Origin of the sequence: Brevundimonas sp. A19_0 (assembly GCF_017744255.1) — a bacterium.
In the GTDB taxonomy this organism is placed as follows: domain Bacteria; phylum Pseudomonadota; class Alphaproteobacteria; order Caulobacterales; family Caulobacteraceae; genus Brevundimonas.
In genome coordinates this window covers 237,382-255,895 of the sequence record NZ_JAGHQP010000003.1, presented here as the reverse complement: position 1 = coordinate 255,895, position 18,514 = coordinate 237,382, and the positions used below count along the sequence as shown (strand labels likewise).

The window sequence follows — 18,514 nt, the reverse complement described above, 5'->3', positions numbered from 1 at the left end:
AGACTTCCATGCGACAGATTTCCCACGTCATCGTCGGCGAGACCGGCCCCGCCGGCACGCGCACGGGCGAGGTCTTCAACCCCGGCTCGGGTCAGGTGCAGGCCAAGGTCAGCCTCGGCGTCGCGGCAGACCTGGAGCGCGCCATCGTCGCCGCACGCGCGGCCCAGCCGGCCTGGGCGCGGGTCAATCCGCAGCGCCGCGCCCGCGTCCTGTTCCGGTTCAAGGAACTGGTCGAGGCGAACATGGACACGCTCGCCGAACTGCTGTCGTCCGAGCACGGCAAGGTCGTGGCCGACGCGCGTGGCGACATCCAGCGCGGTCTGGACGTGATCGAATTCTCGTGCGGCATCCCGCATGCGCTGAAGGGCGAGTACACCCAGGGCGCCGGACCCGGCATCGACGTCTATTCCATGCGCCAGCCGGTCGGAATCGGGGCGGGCATCACCCCGTTCAACTTCCCGGCCATGATCCCGATGTGGATGTTCGGGCCGGCCATCGCCTGCGGCAACGCCTTCATCCTCAAGCCCTCCGAGCGAGATCCGTCGGTGCCGAACCGGCTGGCGGAACTGATGCTTGAGGCCGGCCTGCCGGAAGGGATCCTGCAGGTCGTGCACGGCGACAAGGAGATGGTCGACGCCATCCTCGACCACCCCGCCATCGGCGCCGTCAGCTTTGTCGGCTCGTCCGACATCGCCCAGTACGTCTATGCCCGGGGCGCCGCCGCCGGAAAGCGGGTGCAGGCCATGGGCGGCGCCAAGAACCACGGTGTGGTCATGCCCGACGCGGATCTGGATCAGGTCGTCGCCGATCTGTGCGGGGCGGCCTTCGGCTCGGCGGGTGAGCGCTGCATGGCCCTGCCGGTCGTGGTGCCGATTGGCGACCGGACAGCGGACGCCCTGCGCGAGCGTCTGATCCCCGCCATCGACGCCCTGCGCGTCGGCGTTCCCGGCGACCCGGACGCCCACTATGGGCCCGTCGTCACGGCCATCCATAAGAAGCGCATCGAGAACTGGATCCGCATCGGCGTCGAGGAAGGCGCCGAACTGGTCGTCGACGGTCGCGACTTTACGCTTCAGGGGCACGAGAACGGATTCTTCGTCGGGCCGTCGCTGTTCGACCATGTCACGCCGGCGATGGAGTCCTATCGCGAGGAGATCTTCGGGCCCGTCCTGCAGATGGTCCGGGCGCCTGATTTCGAGAGCGCCCTCGCCCTCGCCGACCGCCACCAGTACGGCAACGGCGTTGCCATCTTCACCCGCAACGGCCACGCCGCGCGCGAGTTCGCCAGCCGCGTCCAGGTCGGCATGGTGGGCATCAATGTCCCGATCCCGGTACCGGTCGCCTACCACAGCTTTGGCGGATGGAAGCGCTCCGGCTTCGGCGACCACAACCAGCACGGCATGGAGGGCGTCCGCTTCTGGACCCGCGTCAAGACCGTGACCCAGCGCTGGCCCGACGGCATGGCGCCGGGCGCCGCCGCCGATGCCTTTGTGATTCCGACCATGGACTGAGCGCGCCGCGCGCCACGCGAGTCCGGCGCGCACAAGAACGACTTCCCCGGCACTGACCGGGGCAGCAGGAGGACAAGCCGTGACCGACCCCATCGCCGCCCGGCCCGCGATGCCGACGCACCCGACCCGTCCGGTGCGCTGGTACAATATGACTGCCTACGGGCTGAACGATGTGCTCGGCGGCGGCTCCATGACCGTCATCGGCACGTGGATCCTGTTCTTCTACACCACCTTCTGCGGTCTCTCGGTGGCCCAGGCGACGCTGATCTTCGGGGTGGCGCGCATTCTGGACGCGGTGGCCAGCCCGGTCATCGGCCACCTGTCCGACAGCCTGGGTCGCGGATGGATCGCGCGGACCTTCGGGCGGCGCCGGTTCTTCATCCTGGCCGCCATTCCGCTGCTGCCGTCCTTTGCCCTCATGTGGCTGCCGGGCCAGACCTTCTGGTACTACCTGATCACCTACGTCCTGTTCGAGCTGGTCTATGCGATGGAGATCATCCCGTATGAGACCCTCGCCTCGGAAATGGCCACCGACTACAAGACCAAGGCCCAGATGGCGGGCGCCCGCATCCTGTGCGGACAGCTGGCCTCGGCCGGGGCCGCCTTCCTGCCCGGCTGGCTGATCACCCAGCTGGGGCCGGATGATCCCAACACCTATTTCTACATGGGCATCATCTTTGCGGTGCTGTTCATGATCGTGGCCGGCCTGCTGTACGCCTTCAGCTGGGAGCGCCAGCGTCCGCCGGGCCTGGAAGAGGCCGAACGCAAGGGGCGCCCCACCCTGCTGAACTCGATGGGATCACTGTACCGCAACCTGTTCTCGACCCTGCGCATCCGGGCCTTCCGGCTGCACCTGGGCATGTATCTGGGCGGCTATATCAGCCAGGACATCTACAACGCCGCCTTCACCTATTTCGTGGTGTTTGCCCTGAGCGGGTCCGCCGCCATTGTGGCCGGTCTGGTCGGCGTGACGTCGCTGGTGCAGCTGGTGTCGGTGATGCTGGCGATCAACTTCGCCATCCGCCTGTCGCCGGCGTCCGCCTATCGTTTTGCGGCCCTGTGCTTCGGCGCTGGCGTGGTGATCTTCATCGGCATGTATTTCGCCGGGCTCAACGCCGCCTCGGTGCTGCTGTGGCTGCCGGTCGTGGTGGCCGGTCTGGGCCGCGGCGCCCTCTACTATGTGCCGTGGGCGACCTACAATTACATGGCCGACGTCGACGAGATCGTCACCGGACGCCGCCGTGAGGGCGCCTTTGCCGGGGTCATGACCTTCGTCCGCAAGATGAGCCAGGCCGCCGCCGTCATGCTGGTCGGTCAGGTGATGCAGGCCGCAGGCTTCGTTTCCGGGCAGGATGTCCAGAGCCCCCAGGCCATCATCGCCATCGTCGCGGTTCTGGGCGCCGGCACCCTCGCCGTCCTGCTGTTCGGCGTGTTCGTGTCGACCCGGTTCAAGCTGAACCCGGCCAGCCACGTCATACTGCTGGAAGAGATCGAGCGCTTCCGCTCGGGCGAGCGCACGCCGTCCGATCCGAAGCACCAGGAGATCGTCGAGGATCTGTCGGGCTGGAAGTACGACCGTCTGTGGGGCAACAACCCCGTCGGCAACACGCGCTGACGCCCCGAGTGTTCTAAGGAGTAACCATGGTCGCCCTTACCCATGACGTGCCGCGCGATCAGGTGGTCGAGACCATCGGCCGCCTGATCGACAACCTGGTCAACATCAAGGATGAGACCGGCGAGTTCCTGATGACCCTGGAGGACGGTCGGGTCATCGACACCAAGGGATGGAACGACTGGGAGTGGACCCACGGCGTCGGCCTGTTCGGCCTGTGGCGCCTGTACGAGCAGACCGGCGATGCCGAGGTCCTGCGGGTCATGACCCAGTGGTTCGAGGACCGGTTCGCCATCGGCACCCCGACCAAGAACATCAACACCATGTCGCCCATGCTGGCGCTGGCCTATCTGTACGAAGAGACAGGCGAGCCCCGCTACCGGCCCTATCTGGAGAGCTGGGCCGAATTCCTGATGGCCGACGATGGCCTGCCCAAGACCGAGGAGGGCGGTTTCCAGCACATCACCTATGACACGGTGAACTATCAGCAGCTGTGGGACGACACCCTGATGATGTCGGTTCTGCCGCTGGCCAAGATCGGCCTGTTGCTGGACCGCCCGGCCTATATCGAGGAAGCCAAGCGGCAGTATCTGCTGCACATCAAATATCTGGCCGATCGCAAGACCGGTCTCTGGTACCACGGCTGGACGTTTGACGGCCGTCACAACTTCGCCGGCGCCCTGTGGGCCCGGGGGAATTGCTGGGTCACCATCGCCATTCCCGAGTTCATCGAGATGCTGGACCTGCCGCCGGGTGACGCCCTGCGGACCTTTCTGACCGATGCCCTGCTGGCCCAGGTCGAGGCGCTGGCCCGGCATCAGGATGACAGCGGCCTGTGGCACACCCTGATCGACGACCCGACCAGCTATCTGGAGGCCTCGGCCACCGCCGGCTTCGCCTATGGCATCCTCAAGGGCGTGCGGAAGGGCTATCTGCCACGGCGGTTCGAGGCCGTGGGGATCAAGGCCGTAAAGGCCGTGCTGGCCAATATCGATGACGCGGGGGAGCTGAAACAGGTCAGCTTCGGCACGCCAATGGGTCACGAAATGCAGTTCTACAAGGACATCCCGCTGACCTCGATGCCCTATGGCCAAAGCCTCGCCATCGTCGCCCTGACGGAATTCCTCAGAACCTATCTCTGAGGCGCCAGGGCTCTACCAGAAGCCGCGGCGGCGAGGTTCGGCCCAGCGGTCGTCGCCGTAGTAGTCTCGGTCCTGGATGTAGCGACCGTCCCGGTCGTACCAGCCGTAGCCGTCCTGATAGGTGTCATACCCCTGCAGGGAGTAGCCGTCGTCATAGTAGTCGAAGCCGAGCAGGCCGTCCTCTTCCGCCCACCAGTCGCGGGGGTAGGAACCATAGACGCACTCCCAGCCCTGGCCGCCTGACCAGTAGGGCTCATACCGGCCGCGGGTGCGTTCGCGGAAGCGGGCCCGGCAGACGTGCTGCGACCAGACCCGGTTGCCGCTGGCCTCCACGCTGGCGCGGTTCTCGGCATAGATGACCTCGTGAACGCCCGCGAAGACGTTGTTGGTGATCACCGCCCGGCCGGACGCGACCGCCACCCCGACGCTGTCGGCCCGCACGCGGGTGTCATTGAGGGTCAGCTCGCCGTTGTAGACGACGACACCCTTGTCGGAGCGGCAGATCCGGCTGCCCTGGATGTCGACCGAGGCCCCCTCGACCGCGACGCCCTCGACATAGCCGCAGATGGCCGTGTTGGTGACCTCGACCCGGCCATAGTCCCGGCCGGAGCGGATGATCATGCCGATCGAGCGCGGCCCGAAGGCGTTGGGGGCGCCGATACCCTTCAGGGTGGTGGAGTCGATGCGCGCCGTCTGGCCCGCGCCGGGGATCAGTTCCATGCCGACATGGGCGCCGGTCACGACCACTTCCCAGGCCGTCAGCGAGGCACCGTCGGCCACGATGGCCGGGGCGACTGTCTGGGTCTCGAGGACGGCGTTGCGGATGTCGAGCAGGCCCCCGTCCATATAGATGGCGGCCTCGTCCCCGACGTGGCGCATGCCGACGCGGTTCAGCAGGACCTGGGCGCCATAGCCGATGATGCAGGCGGCATCGCCCGCCCGCTGGGACGAGAAGACGACGTCGCGCACCTTGACACGGACGCCCTGGGCCACAGTCATGCAGGGCAGGCCATCTGGCGCCTGCAGGGTCGCGGCCGGCTGCCGGTTCCAGTCGCGGGGATCAAAGCCCGCCTCGCCGATAATGGTCAGGGGCTTGTCGATGTTCAGCCAGCCGACGCAGGCCCCGCCGCGCGCGCGAAGGATCAGGGTGCCGCCGGGGGCGACCCGGCGAACGGCGTCCTCGATCGCGCCCGATCCCGGATTGCCGCCGCAGTCGACGAGAACGATCTGCTCGCCGCCCGGGGGATAGGGGCGTCCGTCATGCGGGCCCGGATGATAGTCCCGGCGATAGTCGCGGCCCGTCCAGCGGCGGTGGGTCGTCGCGCGGCTGCGGCGCGGCGCCGGCGGGTCCAGCAGGATGCCGAAATTGGGCCGCGTCTCGCTTTCGACACGCGCGGCTTCCTGGGCCTTGGCCTGCGGGGCCAGCGACAGGGCAGAGGCGGCGACCGCGAGACCCAGGGCGGGGGCGATCAGGGAACGGAGCCGGAGGGGAGTGCGGAACGTGATCATGTCTCAACGCCCTCCTTAACGGCGCTGCTGGGAACGGGAGACCTGGGACAGGACAGCCTGCAGGCGGGCGACGGACGGTGCGAACCCGGCGAGCGCCGAGTCGATGCGCATGACCACGGCCTCGGCCTTGTCCTGATCGGCGACGCCGGCGACGCCCAGGGCGAAGAAGGTCGACAGGGCGAACTTGGCTTCGGGGCTGCCCTGACGGGCCGCTTCCTCGTACCAGAAATAGGCCCGGGCATAGTCGGGGGGCACGCCGATGCCCTCGGAATACATGACCGCAAGGACCAGCTGGGCCTCGGACGAGCCATTGACCGCCGCCAGCTGGATGGCGCGGACCCGCTCCAGATAGGACAGACGCCCTTCCATGGGATGGCCCAGAACCGCTTCCAGCGATTCGATCTCGCGCTTGGACAGGTCTTCGGGGCGGGTGGCGGCGCGGTCGGCGATGCCGAGATAGCGAATGGCGCGGCCGACATGGACGAACGGCAGTTCGGTCACCCGCGACAGGGCATATTCATAGGCGTCACCGCGCGGGCGGCTTTCGTCAGAGAAGGGCACACCCGAGGCCGGGGCGTCATTGGGATAGAATTCAAAGGGCGGGACCCACTGGCGGGCCTTGGTCTCGACGAAGCCGCTGTATTGGGCCCGGCCGGGCGATGAGCTCTCGAAGTCCTTCATCAGGACAAAGGCTCCGACATCGCCGGTCTGTACCGCCAGATAGTTGTAGAGATAGGCGTCGACCTCATTCCGCTGGAACAGGTTCAGCGCAGCGGGATAGCCGCCCCGACGGCGGTCTCGACCCGAGCCCCGGCCGATGGCCTCGCGGGCCTGAAGGTTATCCTGCGGCTCGCCGAACGGGCCGTACAGGGCGTCATGCAGACGGGCCAGGGTGCGATAGCCGTCCGCGCCTTGCGTCGACAGGACGTAGATCACGCGATCGCGCACCTCTTCCTGCTCGGTCAGGGTCATGCGCGACAGCTGGACGTTCAGCCGCTGATAGGCATTCTGACGCTCCCACGCCCGGCAGTCGTCGTATTTCGACAGGGGGCGCCAGCCGCCAAACATGCCGCGCTCGACGCGGTTGATAGGGGCAAAGCCGTCCTCATTGGCCAGCGCCATGGCCAGCCAGACCGAGCTTTCGATCGGATCCTCAAGGTTCTTGTCGGTGGCCCGGAGCGCCGCATATCGCCCGCCGAGTTCCAGCTGCGCGAAGAAGTCGCCCCGGAAGGCCGCGCGGCGCAGCGCGCGAATGCCGGTCTCCTGGGCGTTGAATTCCGATCCGGTCAGATTGGCAGGGCGGGGACAGGGGTTGGCGGTGTCGGCACGGCGGAACACGGCAGGCGCCCGCTCACCACAGGCGGCCATCGACAGCAGGGCGAGAATCAACAGCACGGCCACAGTCGCGATCGCGACCGGTCCGGCTCCGCCCCGCATGCCCTTGCGCCCGCTGTTATCGCTCATCTTCCCCCACACCCCTCGCAGCGCCCGAAGGCTGCACGACGTTAACCTTTTCCCAATCTGGACGATCGGTCCAGTGAACATCGCGATATGGTTAACGCGCTTGCCGCCATACCGTTGCCGTACGGTGACCACATTGTGTCCAAGCTGGACTTTTCCCCAGACAGTTGCCTGCGGATTCCCCTGCCGGGCGAGAGATTTGCCCCTCCCCGGCTGCCTCTGCGCGCCCTATATGAGCGGCTTCAACCCTTCAGGATCGCTCTCATGGCCTATGTCGCCCGCACCGACCGCCCCGCAGACAAGTCGGCCCGCTATGCCGAGGTCACCACCGAAATCATGGCGGTGCTGGAGGGGGAGCCGAATCGGACGGCCCGCATGGCGACGGTGGCCTCGATGCTGCACGACGCCTTCGACAGCTTCTTCTGGACCGGCTTCTACGTTGTGGACGAGGACAAGCAGGCGTCCGGCACCGATGAACTGGTGGTCGGACCCTATCAGGGCACGCTGGGCTGTCTTCGCATCCCGTTCGGGCGGGGCGTGTGCGGCGCGGCAGCCGCCACGGGCCAGACCCAGGTGGTCGAGGACGTCCACGCCTTTCCGGGCCACATCGCCTGCGACAGCCGCTCGGCCAGCGAGATTGTGTTGCCGGTGCGGGACGGCGCGGGCCAGCTGATCGCGGTGCTGGATGTCGACTCAACCGAGAAGGCGGCGTTTGATTCCGTGGACCAGGCCGCCCTCGAGGATCTGCTCGCCCGGGCCTTCGCGGTTTGATCGGCGGGTCGGGCAGCCTATGGTCCGGGTCCGGCAAACGAGGAGACTGAAGGCATGAGCGACAGGGTTGTGGTGATCACGGGCGGACAGGGCCAGCTGGGCCAGGCCGTCATTCGCGCCGCTCTGGATCGCGGGCTGAAGGTCGCCGCCATCGACCATGCCGATGTAGAGGCCAGGGGGTCGGACGCCTGTCTGGAGATCAGCGGGGTCGACCTGACCGACGCCGACGCCACCCGGGCCGCCATGGACCGGGCACAGGCCCATTTCGGACGGATCGATGCCCTGCTGAACATCGCCGGGGGCTTTGTCTGGCAGACCGTGGATGACGCCGACCCCGCCTGGGAGCGGATGTACCGGATGAATCTGGTGACCGCGCTGAACGCCAGCCGGGCCGCCCTGCCCCACCTGAAAACCTCGGATCAGGGCCGGATCGTGAATGTGGGCGCGGCCGGCGCACTGAAGAGCGGCATGGGCATGGGCGCCTATGCGGCCTCGAAATCCGCCGTCCACCGGCTGACCGAAAGCCTGGCCGAGGAGACGAAATCGACCTCGGTCACGGTCAATGCCGTCCTGCCCTCCATTCTGGACACCCCCCAGAACCGCAAGGACATGCCCGACGCCGACCCGGACACCTGGGTGAAGGTGGAGGACCTGGCCGAGGTCATGCTGTTCCTCGCCTCGCCGGCCTCGAAGGCGATGACCGGGGCGCTGGTGCCCGTGACCGGCCGGGTCTGAGGCCCCCATGACACCCAGTCCCTGCCGCAGCGTCCTGTTCGTGCCGGCCTCGAACCCCCGCGCCATCGCCAAGGCCCGGGGCCTGAACTGCGACGTTGTCATTCTGGATCTGGAAGACGCCGTGGCGCCCGATGCCAAGGACGCCGCGCGCGAGGCCGCCTGTGAAGCCCTGCGGGAAGGCGGGTTTCGGCCAAAGGTCGGGGTCAGGATCAATCCGCATGACAGCGACTGGGGGGAGGCGGACACCCGCGCCCTGGCCGAGGTCGAACCCAAATTGATCGTGCTGCCCAAGGTCGAGCGGGCCACCCAGATCAAGGCCGTCTCGCGCGCCATGGGCGGACACACCTCGCTCTGGGCCATGATCGAGACGCCCCGCGCCCTGTTCAATCTGGAAGAGATCGCCCAGTGCGAGGCCCCGATCGATGCCCTGATGCCCGGGGTCAATGACCTGGCCGTGGCGCTGGGGGCGACGCTGGGCCCGGACCGTGAACCGATCAAATCCTGGCTGGCGATGATCGTCGCCGCCGCGCGCGTGTCGAACAATCTGGCCATCGACGGCGTCTACAACAGTATCGACAACCTGGACGGCTTTGCGACCGAGTGTGCGCAGGGCGCGGCTTTCGGCTTTGACGGCAAGAGCCTGATCCACCCGTCGCAGATCGACACCGCCAATGCCGCTTTTGCGCCCGATGCGGCTGCCGTGGCCCACGCGCGCGAGATCGTCGAGGCCTTTTCGTCGCCGGACGCCGAGGCTCTCGGTGTGGTGCGGATCGACGACCGGATGGTGGAGCGGCTGCATCTGGAGCAGGCCAAACGCCTGCTGGCGCGCCACGACGCCCTGGTGGAGGCCCAGTCGCGCGAATGAGCGACGACAGGCCCCTCGCCTGGGTTTCGGCGCCCGGGCTCTGGAAGATCCGGGGGCTGGCGGCCTTCCTGCCCGACTACCGGCTGCAGGTCGTTCCAACACCGGGCACGCGGGCCGTTGTCGGCTGGGGCCGGAAGGGGACATCGCTGGTCGGCCGGACCTGGGCGGAGCAGACCCGGGTGCCGTATCTGGCGCTCGAGGACGGCTTCCTGCGGTCCGTGGGACTGGGTGAGGCCGGAGCCGCGCCGCACAGCCTGCTGATCGACGACCTGGGGGTGCATCATGATGCGCTTCGTCCCTCGCGCATCGAGACCCTGATCCGCGAGCCCGGGCCCTGGTTCGATGCCGAGATGGAGGCCCGCGCCCGCCGGCTGATCGAGCGGCTGCGCGAGACCGGCCTCTCCAAGACGAGCATGGGCCGCACCGACCGGACTTTGCCGGCCGCACGGGGGCCCCGCATTCTGGTGGTGGACCAGACCGAGGGGGACACCTCCATCGCGGGGGGGCTGGCCAACCGGGACAGCTTTTCGGACATGCTGGCGGCCGCGCGAGAGGCCGTCGGGACCGGGCAGTTGCTGGTGCGCAGGCACCCCGCGACGGTGGCAGGACTGAAGGCCGGGTGCCTGCCGGAGATAGCCATGGCCGACGCCATCGCCGTCGACGACATGGCGCTGGACACCCTGCTGCCGCAGGTGGATGTCGTCTTTACCGTGTCGAGCGGGCTGGGCTTCGAGGCCCTGATCCGGGGGCTGCCGGTGCAGTGTTTCGGCCTGCCCTTCCATGCCGGGTGGGGCCTCACCACTGACCATGTGTCGGTGCCGCGCCGCGGTCAGAAGCGGTCGCTGGAGGTGCTGGCGGCCGCCGCCCTGATCGTCCAGGCCCGCTATGTCGATCCGGTCACCGGCACACCGACGACGGCCGAAGCCGCGCTGGAGCGTCTGGTCACCCAGAGAGACCGGGCGCGCCGGCTGGCAGGCTATTCGGCCTGCGTGGGCTTCTCGCCCGCCAAGCGAGGGGCTGTGCAGCGGCTGTTGCAGTCGCCGCTGGGCGAGACCGTGTTCTTTCCATCCACCGCCCGCGCCGTCGAGGCCGCCAGGGCCCGGGGCGGGCGCCTGGTCGTCTGGGCAGGCAAGGAAACGCCCGACGTCGCCACGGCCGCCGAGGCGGCGGACCTGCCGTTGTGGCGGATGGAGGATGGCTTCCTGCGCTCGAAGGGGCTGGGTTCCGATTTTCAACCGGCCCTGTCGGCGGTGCTTGATCCGGTGGGCATCCATTTCGATGGCAGCCAGCCCTCGGCCCTCGAGGCGGCACTCGAGGCCGGACAGACCCCCGCCGCCGACCGGGTGCGGGCCCAGGCCTTGCGTCGGGCGCTGATCGAGGGGGGGCTCAGCAAATACAATCTGGGCGGCGGAGCCCCGCCGCCGGACTGGCCGACCGACCGCCTGCGCGTGCTGATCGTCGGTCAGGTCGAGAACGACCGCTCGATCCTGCTGGGCTGTGAGGACCTTCGCACCAATGCCGGGCTGGTCCGGGCGGTGCGGGAGCGGATGCCGGACGCCTTCCTCATCTATCGCGATCATCCGGACACGGTGGCCGGGAACCGCCCCGGACGACTGGACGCCAATACCGCCGGGCTGGTCGACGCGCGGGCCGAGGGGCTGTCGATCACCGAGTGTCTCGATGCGTGCGACGCGCTGGCCACCCTGACCTCGCTGACGGGGTTCGAGGCCCTGTTGCGCGGCAAGCAGGTCCTGACCTTCGGGCGGCCCTTCTATGCGGGGTGGGGGCTGACCGAGGACGCCCTGACCTTCCCGCGCCGGACGCGCAGGGTCGACCTGGACACACTGATCGCCGAGGCCCTGATCCGCTATCCGCTGTATGTGACCGGCGACGGCTACCCCTGCGAGGCCGAGGACCTGGCCCGCGAATTGGCGGGCGCGCGGCCGGTTTCCGGGGCTGCCCGGCCCGGCGGCATGCAGCGCTGGATCACCGGACTGTTCACCAGCCTCGACCGCGGGCGTCCCCCGGCCTATTGAGGACCAGCATCAGAATACGGACATGCCTGTGAGCGCTTCTTCCCCGACCGCCGTCATCGCTGCGACCGGCCTTTTTACCCCCGACCAGTCCATTTCGAACGCCGAGCTGGTGGAGGCCTACAACACCTGGGCCGAGCGTGAGAACGCCCGCCAAGCGGACGAGATCGCCGCGGGGACGCGCGAGGCGCTGACGCCGTCCTCGGTCGAGTTCATCGAGAAGGCCTCGGGTATCAAGAGCCGCTTTGTGCTGGACAAGACCGGGGTGCTGGACCCCGAGCGGATGGTCCCCCACCTGCCCGAGCGGTCCAACGACGAACTGTCGATCCTGGCCGAGATGGCAGTCAAGGCCGCGCAGGAGGCCCTCGCAGCCTGGGGCAAGCCGGCCAGCGAGATCGGGGCCGTGCTGTGCGCCGCCTCGAACATGCAGCGCCCCTACCCGGCCATGGCCATTGAGGTTCAGCAGGCCCTGGGCATCGAAGGCTTTGCCTTTGACATGAACGTCGCCTGTTCGTCGGCGACCTTCGGGCTGAAGACGGCGGCCGACTTCATCGCCTCGGGTTCGGTCAAGGCGGTCCTGATGGTCAATCCGGAAGTCTGCTCGGCCCATCTGAACTTCAAGGACCGTGACAGTCACTTCATCTTCGGGGACGTGGCGACCGCCGTGATCATCGAAGCCGGCGATCAGGCCGCTCCGGGCGGCTGGGAGATCCTGGGCACGCGGCTGAAGACCGTCTTCTCGAACAACATCCGCAATAATTTCGGCTTCCTGAACAATGCCGCGCCCGAGGGCATCGGCAAGCCGGACAAGCTGTTCGTCCAGCAGGGCCGCAAGGTGTTCAAGGATGTCGTGCCCATGGTCTCGGAGATGATCGTGGACCATGCCGGCGAGCTGGGCCTCGACCCCAAAGGGCTAAAGCGTCTGTGGCTGCACCAGGCCAACATCAACATGAACGAGATGATCGGCCGCAAGGTGCTGGGCCGCGATCCGGAACCCGGCGAGAACGTCATCATCCTGGATGACTACGCCAATACCTCCTCGGCGGGATCGGTGATTGCCTTCCACCTGCATCAGGAGGAGATGGCGCCGGGCGATGTCGGCCTGATCTGCAGCTTCGGGGCCGGCTATTCGGCGGGGACTGTGTTCGTGCGCAAACGCGCCTGACACACGTTTTTCGATCACTTTTTACGGCGCCGCTTGCACGCGCCGGGGGTTTTTGCGAACGGGTATCTCAAGTCTTGGCGTCGTGACGGGAGCCCAGATCCATGACCCAATTTGCCGCCCCGGAATTCGAAGGCCCCTGGATGGCCCGGATCGAGGAACCGCTTGCGCGCGACGTGGCCGCCGTCCTCAAGAGTATGGGCGGCTCCTGCCACCAGACCCAGGTCGTGCAGTGCGTGGCGGCGCTCAAGCGTCAGCGCGGCGAAACGGTCGCCCAGGACCTGGCCCAGAAGATCATCGAAGTGTTCGAGCGCTATCGCGATCTGTTCTTCCGTCCGTTCGGCGAAGGTTCGATGCGCTGGGCGCTGAAGCCCGAACTGGCCTGAAGCCTCGCAGAATACAGAAACGGCGCGCCACCGCAGGGTGACGCGCCGTTTTGTCGTCTGGATCGGCTAGTCGATCAGAACTTGCGGACGTAGTTCAGCGACCAGGCATCCGCTTCGCCGTCGTCACCGAAGTCGCGGCGGGTCCAGTCGGCGCGGATGCCGTTCTGACCGTCAAACGAATACTGGGCGCCGACGCCGTAGTTCCAGCTTTCGTCGCTGTCCGAGGCCGAGGTGGCGCCGCTGGACAGCTTCACCTTGGTGGTGCCGTAGCCGACGCGACCGAACAGTTCAAAGTTCGGGCTGAGCGGCACAAAGCCGACGCCATAGATGGCGGCGTCATATTCCAGCTCGGCGTTGACCGAGGTCGCGCCGACCATGAAATCCTCGTCCTTCACGCCGAACGAGGCTTCGCCTTCGACGCCGAAGTTCGGGGTAAAGCGGGTGCCGACGCGGGCCGTGATGGCGCCGACATCGGCGCCGTCGGCGTCCAGCTGGGTGTAGCCGATGGTGCCGTACACGTTCGAGGCCGGGTCCTGGGCCATGGCCGGCGCGGCCATCAGCGACAGGGCGGCGGCAGAGAGCAGAAGACTACGCATGGAGGTAGTTCCTTTTTATCGTTGATCAGTTACCAGCCATCCCGACTGGCAGAGAGGCAAGTATGCACGGGTTCGGGCAGTTCCAAGGCCATACGATTACATGCGTGTAACCGTTGGATTCTTGCCACACACAGCGTTCGGCAAATTGCGACGGAATTATGTATACTTGTGGCCCTTTCCGCCCCAATCATGGACGAACCGCAGGAAAACGGCGGTTGCCCGGGGGGCAGCCGCCGTCAAACTCTTGCCTTCCTGACCGGGCGGTCAGTTGGGAACGCCGACCACCGCATCGACCGAGCCGGTGGTCACCGGATGGTACAGCGGCCGCGCCCTGGCATAGATGCGCGTCGCGATCGGGCGGCCCCAGTCGCCCTCGTTCCAGAGGGTGGTGAACAGGGGCAGGACAAATTTGCGCCGCCCCATACCCAGCAGGAATTCTTCCGCGCTGGCGACCGCCGGTTCGTACCGGTGGGCCAGGGCGATCTGCAGCCAGCCGAAGCGCACCTCGGCATTGCCCTCCTGCGACAGGTCCAGCGTCTCGTCCAGCGCGGCCAGTTGCGCGGGCGTCAGCCAGTCCCGACCGGCCTGAAGACCGTTGGGCCGCCAAGCGAGGAAGCGCTGGCGCTGCTGGGTGTTCCAGCCGTCCCAAAGGGCGCGCGGGGGCGTGGCCCCGTCGACGAATACCGCCCGGGCCGCGTTATCGACCGGCACGAAGGCGTCGGATTGTGGGGCGACCGCATTCGACGGCAGGCCAGGCTGATAGATCCAGGCGTCCATCATCAGTCGGTCTTCCAGCGCCTCGTCCCCTTGGACCAGATGCGTCCGGATATCCTCCAGGAAGCGTTCGGTCGTCATCGGGCGGAAGGCATTGCGCTCGAAATAGCCGCGCAGCCAGGCGTCGAACCGGTCCCGGCCGACGATCCCCTCGATGGTGCGCAGGAACAGGGCACCCTTCTCATAGGCGATGTCGGTCATGCCCTCGTCAGGGTCACGCCCCGCGAGGTCCAGCTTCAGTCGCGTATCCTCGGGCGGCAGTTCGGCGATGGCCTCCTGCAGATCGCCATAGCCCAGCACCTGCTCCTGCATGGCGCGGTCGCGACCATAGACCGCTTCCATGATGCGGTTCTCGAAATAGACGGTGAAGCCCTCGTTCAGCCAGAAATCGTCCCAGGTGGCGTTGGTCACCAGATTTCCGGACCAGCTGTGGGCCAGCTCGTGCGCCACCAGCGACACCAGCGAGCGGTCACCCGCGATGATCGTCGGGGTCGCAAAGGTCAGGCGCGGATTTTCCATGCCGCCGAACGGGAAGGACGGCGGCAGCACCAGCAGGTCATAGCGGCCCCAGCGGTAGGGTCCGTAGAGGTCCTCGGCCACATCGACCATGTCGGCTGTCGGCATCAGCTCGTCATGCGCGGCCCGCAGCTTCGATGGCTCGGTCCAGACACCCGTGCGCTCGTCGATGTCGGCAAAAGCCACATCCCCGACGCCAAGGGCGATCAGATAGGGCGGAACCGGATTGGTCATGCGGAAGCGATAGGCGGTCATGCCGTTGCCGACAGGCTCACCATTCGGCGTCAGGCTCTCGGCGCTCATGACCGCCTTCAGGTCGGACGGGACGACGATGCGCGCGGAATAGGTCTGGCGGATGCCAGGGCTGTCCTGGGTCGGCACCCAGGTCCGCGTCAGGATCGCCTGGCCCTGGCTGAACAGATAGGGCTTCTCGCCGCCGGCTGTCTGGGACGGGGTCAGCCACTGGAGCGCGGCCGCGTCCGGCCGGGTGGCATAGGAGATCACCAGCTTGCGCGTCTCGTCGGCCCGGAGCGGCGGAAGGTCGATCGTCAGGGGCTGGCCGAGGATCGGATCGTCGGCGCCCAGCCGCCAGGTCAGGGCGCGTCCGGCGCCATCGGTCACCGAGGCGATGTCGAGATTGCGCACATCGAGGATGATCTGGTCGGCGCCCGCCTGTCCGCTGATGTCGAGGGTCGCCTCGCCCGACAGGACCTTGCGGTCGAAGTCGGCCGTGAGGTCCAGGTCGACATGGCCGACGCGCGCGATCTGCGGGCGGGCATGGGAGTGCACATCCTGAACCCACTCCACCCCGGACGGCGCCACGACTGCCCCGTCACCCGGCATCGCCGGCGACCCGGTCAGGGTCGAGCAGCCGGCCAGGGTCAGCCCCATGGCCGCCGCGAGGGCAAGAGTGGATGCAGACGCGAGCTTGAAGGCCATCGGGGTTTCCTCATGATTATGATCCGGGGGCGCAGGCGGACAATTGACCGTCCGCGCGCTTCGTTCCGGCGAACCCAACCCCTCCGGTCGCCCAAGGTCAAGCGCGCCGGCGTTCAGGCCGGAGCGCTTTCGGCTTCCTGCGTGCTGAACAGCCGCCCCCGTTCGGCCACCAGCACGGCGGTCAGGGCCAGGATCCCGCACAGGGTGATGCCGATCGTCATGGGCGCGGCCGTACCGTTGAACTGCTGACCGATCAGAAAGCCCGCCAGTGAGCCGAAGGTGGTCGAGACAAAACCCTGCACCGACGAGGCCGTGCCGGCGATGCGGCCCATATTGTTCATGGCCAGGGCGCCAAAATTGCCCGCGATGAAGCCGAAGCAGAACATGGTCAGGCCCTGCAGCACCGCGAAACTGATCAGGCTTTCATGGCCGGAGAGCGCGACTGCCGCATGGATGCCTGCCGAGCTGATGAAGCCGATCAGGGCGATATGCGACAGACGCCGCGACCCCAGCCGCTCAACCAGCCGGGCATTCGTCAGCGAGGCCACCGCAATTCCCCCGGCCATCAGGCCGAAGACGGTGGTGAACAGCTCGGGTTGCCCGAACACGTCGAAAAAGATCTGCTGGCTGGAATTGATGAAGGCAAACAGCGATCCGGTGATGGCGGTCATCGCCAGGGTGTAACCCACCGACAGCCGGTCGCTGACCACCGCGCGGAAAGCCTCGGTGATGCGGCTGACCTGGATCGGCAGGCGGTTCTCGGGCGCCAGGGTCTCGGGAAGGCGGATCAGAGCCCACAGCATGAAGCCCGACCCGGCAAGGGCCAGCACGCCGAAGATCCACCGCCAGGGCGCGACCAGCAGGATCAGCTGCCCCAAGGTCGGCGCCAGGATCGGTACACCCAGGAAGACCAGGAAGCTGAGAGACATGACCCGCGCCATGGTGCGCCCCTGATAACGGTCGCGCACGATCGACACCGCCAGCACTCGCAGGGCTGCTGCGCCCAGCCCTGTCCCCAGCCGGGCCAGGATCAGGGCCTCAAAAGTGGTGGTAAAGGCCGCCGCGACGCTGAACAGCACATAGAGGGCCAATCCGGCCATCAAGACGGGCTTGCGCCCATACCGGTCAGCCAGCGGTCCATAGATCAGCTGGGCCACGCCGAACCCCAGCAGATAGGCGGTGATCACCCACTGACGCGAGTTCTCGGAAGCGACGTTCAGCGCGTCTCCGATAGCGGGAAGGGCCGGCAGCATGGAGTCGATCGCCAGCGCGTTCAGCGCCATCATCATGGCGATCAGGGCGACGAATTCGGGAAAGCCCGGGCCCCGGCGAGGCGCGGCATGCGGGAGGTCGGGCGTTTGCATTCAGGCCAGATGTGACGCGGGCGCCCGTTTTGCAACTGCGAAGGCACCGAAACACGGCCTTTGAGGTCGAACCGGGACAAATGCCCTGCTAGGGTGACAACCTCTGGATGGGCGAGGAACCTCTTGATGGATGAGCGTGACGAGGCGCTGGCCGCCTTGCAAGCCCGGGTCGCCTTGCTGGAGCGTCAGATCGAGGCGCTCGCGGGCCAGATGCTTCCGGCTGAGCAGCATTGGCGCGGCGGTCCCCCTGCTCACCCCCGTCCCCGGCCTGGCCGAAACGTGTTCCGGTCGTCGCCGGCCTGTCGCCAGAGCCACTTCGAGACCGGCTGGTTTGCCTGGTGGTGCACTCAACTGGGCGCCCATCCCGGCTACCACCGGAAACTCTGGGAGCTGGTGTTCATCTGTCAGGCCCTGCACGAGCGGGGGCTGCTGATCGAGGGCTCACGCGGTCTGGGCTTCGGCGTGGGCCGCGAACCGCTGTCAGCCTGCTTTGCGGCCCGGGGCTGCATGATTACGGCGACGGATCAGGCGGCCGACGGCGCCGTCGACACCGGCTGGGCCGGGTCCGGTCAGCACGCTCCGGGCAAGGTCGCGCTGAGCAGGCCGGCTCTTTGCCCGCCCGACGTCTTTGATCGGTCGGTCTCTTTCCGGCCCGTCGACATGAACGCCGTCCCTGACGACTTGCAGGGATATGACTTCTGCTGGTCAGCCTGTGCCCTGGAACACCTGGGCTCTTTGCAGGCCGGCATGGACTTCATCGCCCGCTCTCTGGAGACGCTTCGGCCCGGCGGGGTCGCCGTCCATACGACCGAACTGAATCTGACTTCGGACGAGCTGACGTTGTCGGAGGGCGGCACGGTCCTTTATCGTCGGCGCGATCTTCAGACGCTGGTCGAGCGTCTTCGAGCGGACGGCCACCGCGTCATGCCACTTGATCTGGACGCGGGCGACGGCCCGGTGGACCGATATGTCGACATTCCGCCGTATCGGAACGACCCGCACCTTCGGCTGTCTGTTGCGGGATTTGTCACAACCTCGGTGGGCGTCATCGTCCAGCGGGCGGACTGACCACGCGCCATATGTTTCGCTTATGGTGGCGATCAATAAAATAGACTAAGCCTATTTCCAGACCTTTGTT

At 67.1% G+C, this 18,514-nt stretch carries 15 protein-coding genes; 10 read left to right on the top strand and 5 right to left on the bottom strand.

Translation table 11 applies throughout. From position 1 onward, the window contains the following. The first annotated feature begins 8 nt into the window (after positions 1-8). From J7346_RS05455 to J7346_RS05445, 3 genes are all read left to right on the top strand, one after another. Complete coding sequence (locus J7346_RS05455; protein ID WP_209118541.1) at positions 9-1,511, top strand: CoA-acylating methylmalonate-semialdehyde dehydrogenase; 1,503 nt, start codon at positions 9-11, stop codon at positions 1,509-1,511. A 79-nt stretch (positions 1,512-1,590) separates the two neighbouring features. Beyond that, a complete protein-coding gene (locus J7346_RS05450; protein WP_209118539.1) occupies positions 1,591-3,126 on the top strand; it encodes an MFS transporter in 1,536 nt (511 codons plus the stop codon). Between the two features lie 26 nt (positions 3,127-3,152). Then, on the top strand, positions 3,153-4,265 hold the full coding sequence (locus J7346_RS05445) for a glycoside hydrolase family 88 protein (protein WP_209118537.1): 1,113 nt from the start codon (positions 3,153-3,155) through the stop codon (positions 4,263-4,265). Between the two features lie 12 nt (positions 4,266-4,277). Here the strand turns inward: J7346_RS05445 and J7346_RS05440 are convergent, their stop codons facing one another. Together J7346_RS05440 and J7346_RS05435 are read right to left on the bottom strand one after the other, a co-directional pair. Further along, positions 4,278-5,774 (bottom strand): hypothetical protein, encoded by a 1,497-nt coding sequence (locus tag J7346_RS05440; RefSeq protein WP_209118535.1) that lies wholly within the window; start codon positions 5,772-5,774, stop codon positions 4,278-4,280. A 15-nt stretch (positions 5,775-5,789) separates the two neighbouring features. Beyond that, a complete protein-coding gene (locus J7346_RS05435) occupies positions 5,790-7,238 on the bottom strand; it encodes a tetratricopeptide repeat protein (RefSeq protein WP_209118533.1) in 1,449 nt (482 codons plus the stop codon). A gap of 261 nt (positions 7,239-7,499) precedes the next feature. On the opposite strand from J7346_RS05435, the gene J7346_RS05430 reads away from it, so the two are divergent. From J7346_RS05430 to J7346_RS05405, 6 genes are all read left to right on the top strand, one after another. After that, complete coding sequence (locus J7346_RS05430) at positions 7,500-8,006, top strand: GAF domain-containing protein (RefSeq protein ID WP_209118531.1); 507 nt, start codon at positions 7,500-7,502, stop codon at positions 8,004-8,006. Positions 8,007-8,060: 54 nt separating this feature from the next. Next, complete coding sequence (locus tag J7346_RS05425; RefSeq protein ID WP_209118529.1) at positions 8,061-8,741, top strand: SDR family NAD(P)-dependent oxidoreductase; 681 nt, start codon at positions 8,061-8,063, stop codon at positions 8,739-8,741. A 7-nt stretch (positions 8,742-8,748) separates the two neighbouring features. Further along, complete coding sequence (locus J7346_RS05420) at positions 8,749-9,606, top strand: CoA ester lyase (protein ID WP_209118527.1); 858 nt, start codon at positions 8,749-8,751, stop codon at positions 9,604-9,606. Continuing rightward, complete coding sequence (locus J7346_RS05415; protein ID WP_209118525.1) at positions 9,603-11,642, top strand: capsular polysaccharide biosynthesis protein; 2,040 nt, start codon at positions 9,603-9,605, stop codon at positions 11,640-11,642. Before J7346_RS05420 ends, J7346_RS05415 begins: the two co-directional genes overlap by 4 nt. A gap of 28 nt (positions 11,643-11,670) precedes the next feature. Next, positions 11,671-12,804 carry a beta-ketoacyl-ACP synthase III gene (locus J7346_RS05410; RefSeq protein ID WP_348521454.1) on the top strand — a complete coding sequence of 378 codons (1,134 nt, stop codon included), beginning with the start codon at positions 11,671-11,673 and terminating at the stop codon, positions 12,802-12,804. Between the two features lie 101 nt (positions 12,805-12,905). Continuing rightward, positions 12,906-13,187 carry a hypothetical protein gene (locus J7346_RS05405; protein ID WP_209118521.1) on the top strand — a complete coding sequence of 94 codons (282 nt, stop codon included), beginning with the start codon at positions 12,906-12,908 and terminating at the stop codon, positions 13,185-13,187. Positions 13,188-13,261: 74 nt separating this feature from the next. Here the strand turns inward: J7346_RS05405 and J7346_RS05400 are convergent, their stop codons facing one another. The 3 genes from J7346_RS05400 to J7346_RS05390 all read right to left on the bottom strand — a co-directional run bounded on the left by J7346_RS05400 (position 13,262) and on the right by J7346_RS05390 (position 17,376). Continuing rightward, the gene (locus J7346_RS05400; protein ID WP_209118519.1) at positions 13,262-13,783 is read right to left on the bottom strand and encodes a porin family protein; all 522 of its coding nucleotides are present in this window, start codon (positions 13,781-13,783) and stop codon (positions 13,262-13,264) included. A 264-nt stretch (positions 13,784-14,047) separates the two neighbouring features. Continuing rightward, positions 14,048-16,012, bottom strand: a complete 1,965-nt coding sequence (locus tag J7346_RS05395) for a M1 family metallopeptidase (RefSeq protein WP_209118518.1) — start codon at positions 16,010-16,012, stop codon at positions 14,048-14,050. Positions 16,013-16,125: 113 nt separating this feature from the next. After that, positions 16,126-17,376, bottom strand: coding sequence for a multidrug effflux MFS transporter (locus J7346_RS05390; RefSeq protein WP_209118516.1), 1,251 nt, complete (start codon positions 17,374-17,376; stop codon positions 16,126-16,128). Positions 17,377-17,502: 126 nt separating this feature from the next. Between J7346_RS05390 and J7346_RS05385 the strand changes: the two genes are divergently transcribed. Next, positions 17,503-18,444, top strand: coding sequence for a methyltransferase type 11 (locus J7346_RS05385; protein ID WP_209118514.1), 942 nt, complete (start codon positions 17,503-17,505; stop codon positions 18,442-18,444). Positions 18,445-18,514 lie beyond the last annotated feature (70 nt).

What these genes read in the sequence shown, in the direction of transcription:
- J7346_RS05455 (WP_209118541.1), top strand. Translation starts at nt 9, where the DNA reads ATGCGACAGATTTCCCACGTCATCGTCGGCGAGACCGGCCCCGCCGGC.
- J7346_RS05445 (WP_209118537.1), top strand. Translation starts at nt 3,153, where the DNA reads ATGGTCGCCCTTACCCATGACGTGCCGCGCGATCAGGTGGTCGAGACC.
- J7346_RS05440 (WP_209118535.1), bottom strand. Translation starts at nt 5,774, where the DNA reads ATGATCACGTTCCGCACTCCCCTCCGGCTCCGTTCCCTGATCGCCCCC.
- J7346_RS05435 (WP_209118533.1), bottom strand. Translation starts at nt 7,238, where the DNA reads ATGAGCGATAACAGCGGGCGCAAGGGCATGCGGGGCGGAGCCGGACCG.
- J7346_RS05430 (WP_209118531.1), top strand. Translation starts at nt 7,500, where the DNA reads ATGGCCTATGTCGCCCGCACCGACCGCCCCGCAGACAAGTCGGCCCGC.
- J7346_RS05425 (WP_209118529.1), top strand. Translation starts at nt 8,061, where the DNA reads ATGAGCGACAGGGTTGTGGTGATCACGGGCGGACAGGGCCAGCTGGGC.
- J7346_RS05420 (WP_209118527.1), top strand. Translation starts at nt 8,749, where the DNA reads ATGACACCCAGTCCCTGCCGCAGCGTCCTGTTCGTGCCGGCCTCGAAC.
- J7346_RS05415 (WP_209118525.1), top strand. Translation starts at nt 9,603, where the DNA reads ATGAGCGACGACAGGCCCCTCGCCTGGGTTTCGGCGCCCGGGCTCTGG.
- J7346_RS05405 (WP_209118521.1), top strand. Translation starts at nt 12,906, where the DNA reads ATGACCCAATTTGCCGCCCCGGAATTCGAAGGCCCCTGGATGGCCCGG.
- J7346_RS05400 (WP_209118519.1), bottom strand. Translation starts at nt 13,783, where the DNA reads ATGCGTAGTCTTCTGCTCTCTGCCGCCGCCCTGTCGCTGATGGCCGCG.
- J7346_RS05395 (WP_209118518.1), bottom strand. Translation starts at nt 16,012, where the DNA reads ATGGCCTTCAAGCTCGCGTCTGCATCCACTCTTGCCCTCGCGGCGGCC.
- J7346_RS05390 (WP_209118516.1), bottom strand. Translation starts at nt 17,376, where the DNA reads ATGCAAACGCCCGACCTCCCGCATGCCGCGCCTCGCCGGGGCCCGGGC.
- J7346_RS05385 (WP_209118514.1), top strand. Translation starts at nt 17,503, where the DNA reads ATGGATGAGCGTGACGAGGCGCTGGCCGCCTTGCAAGCCCGGGTCGCC.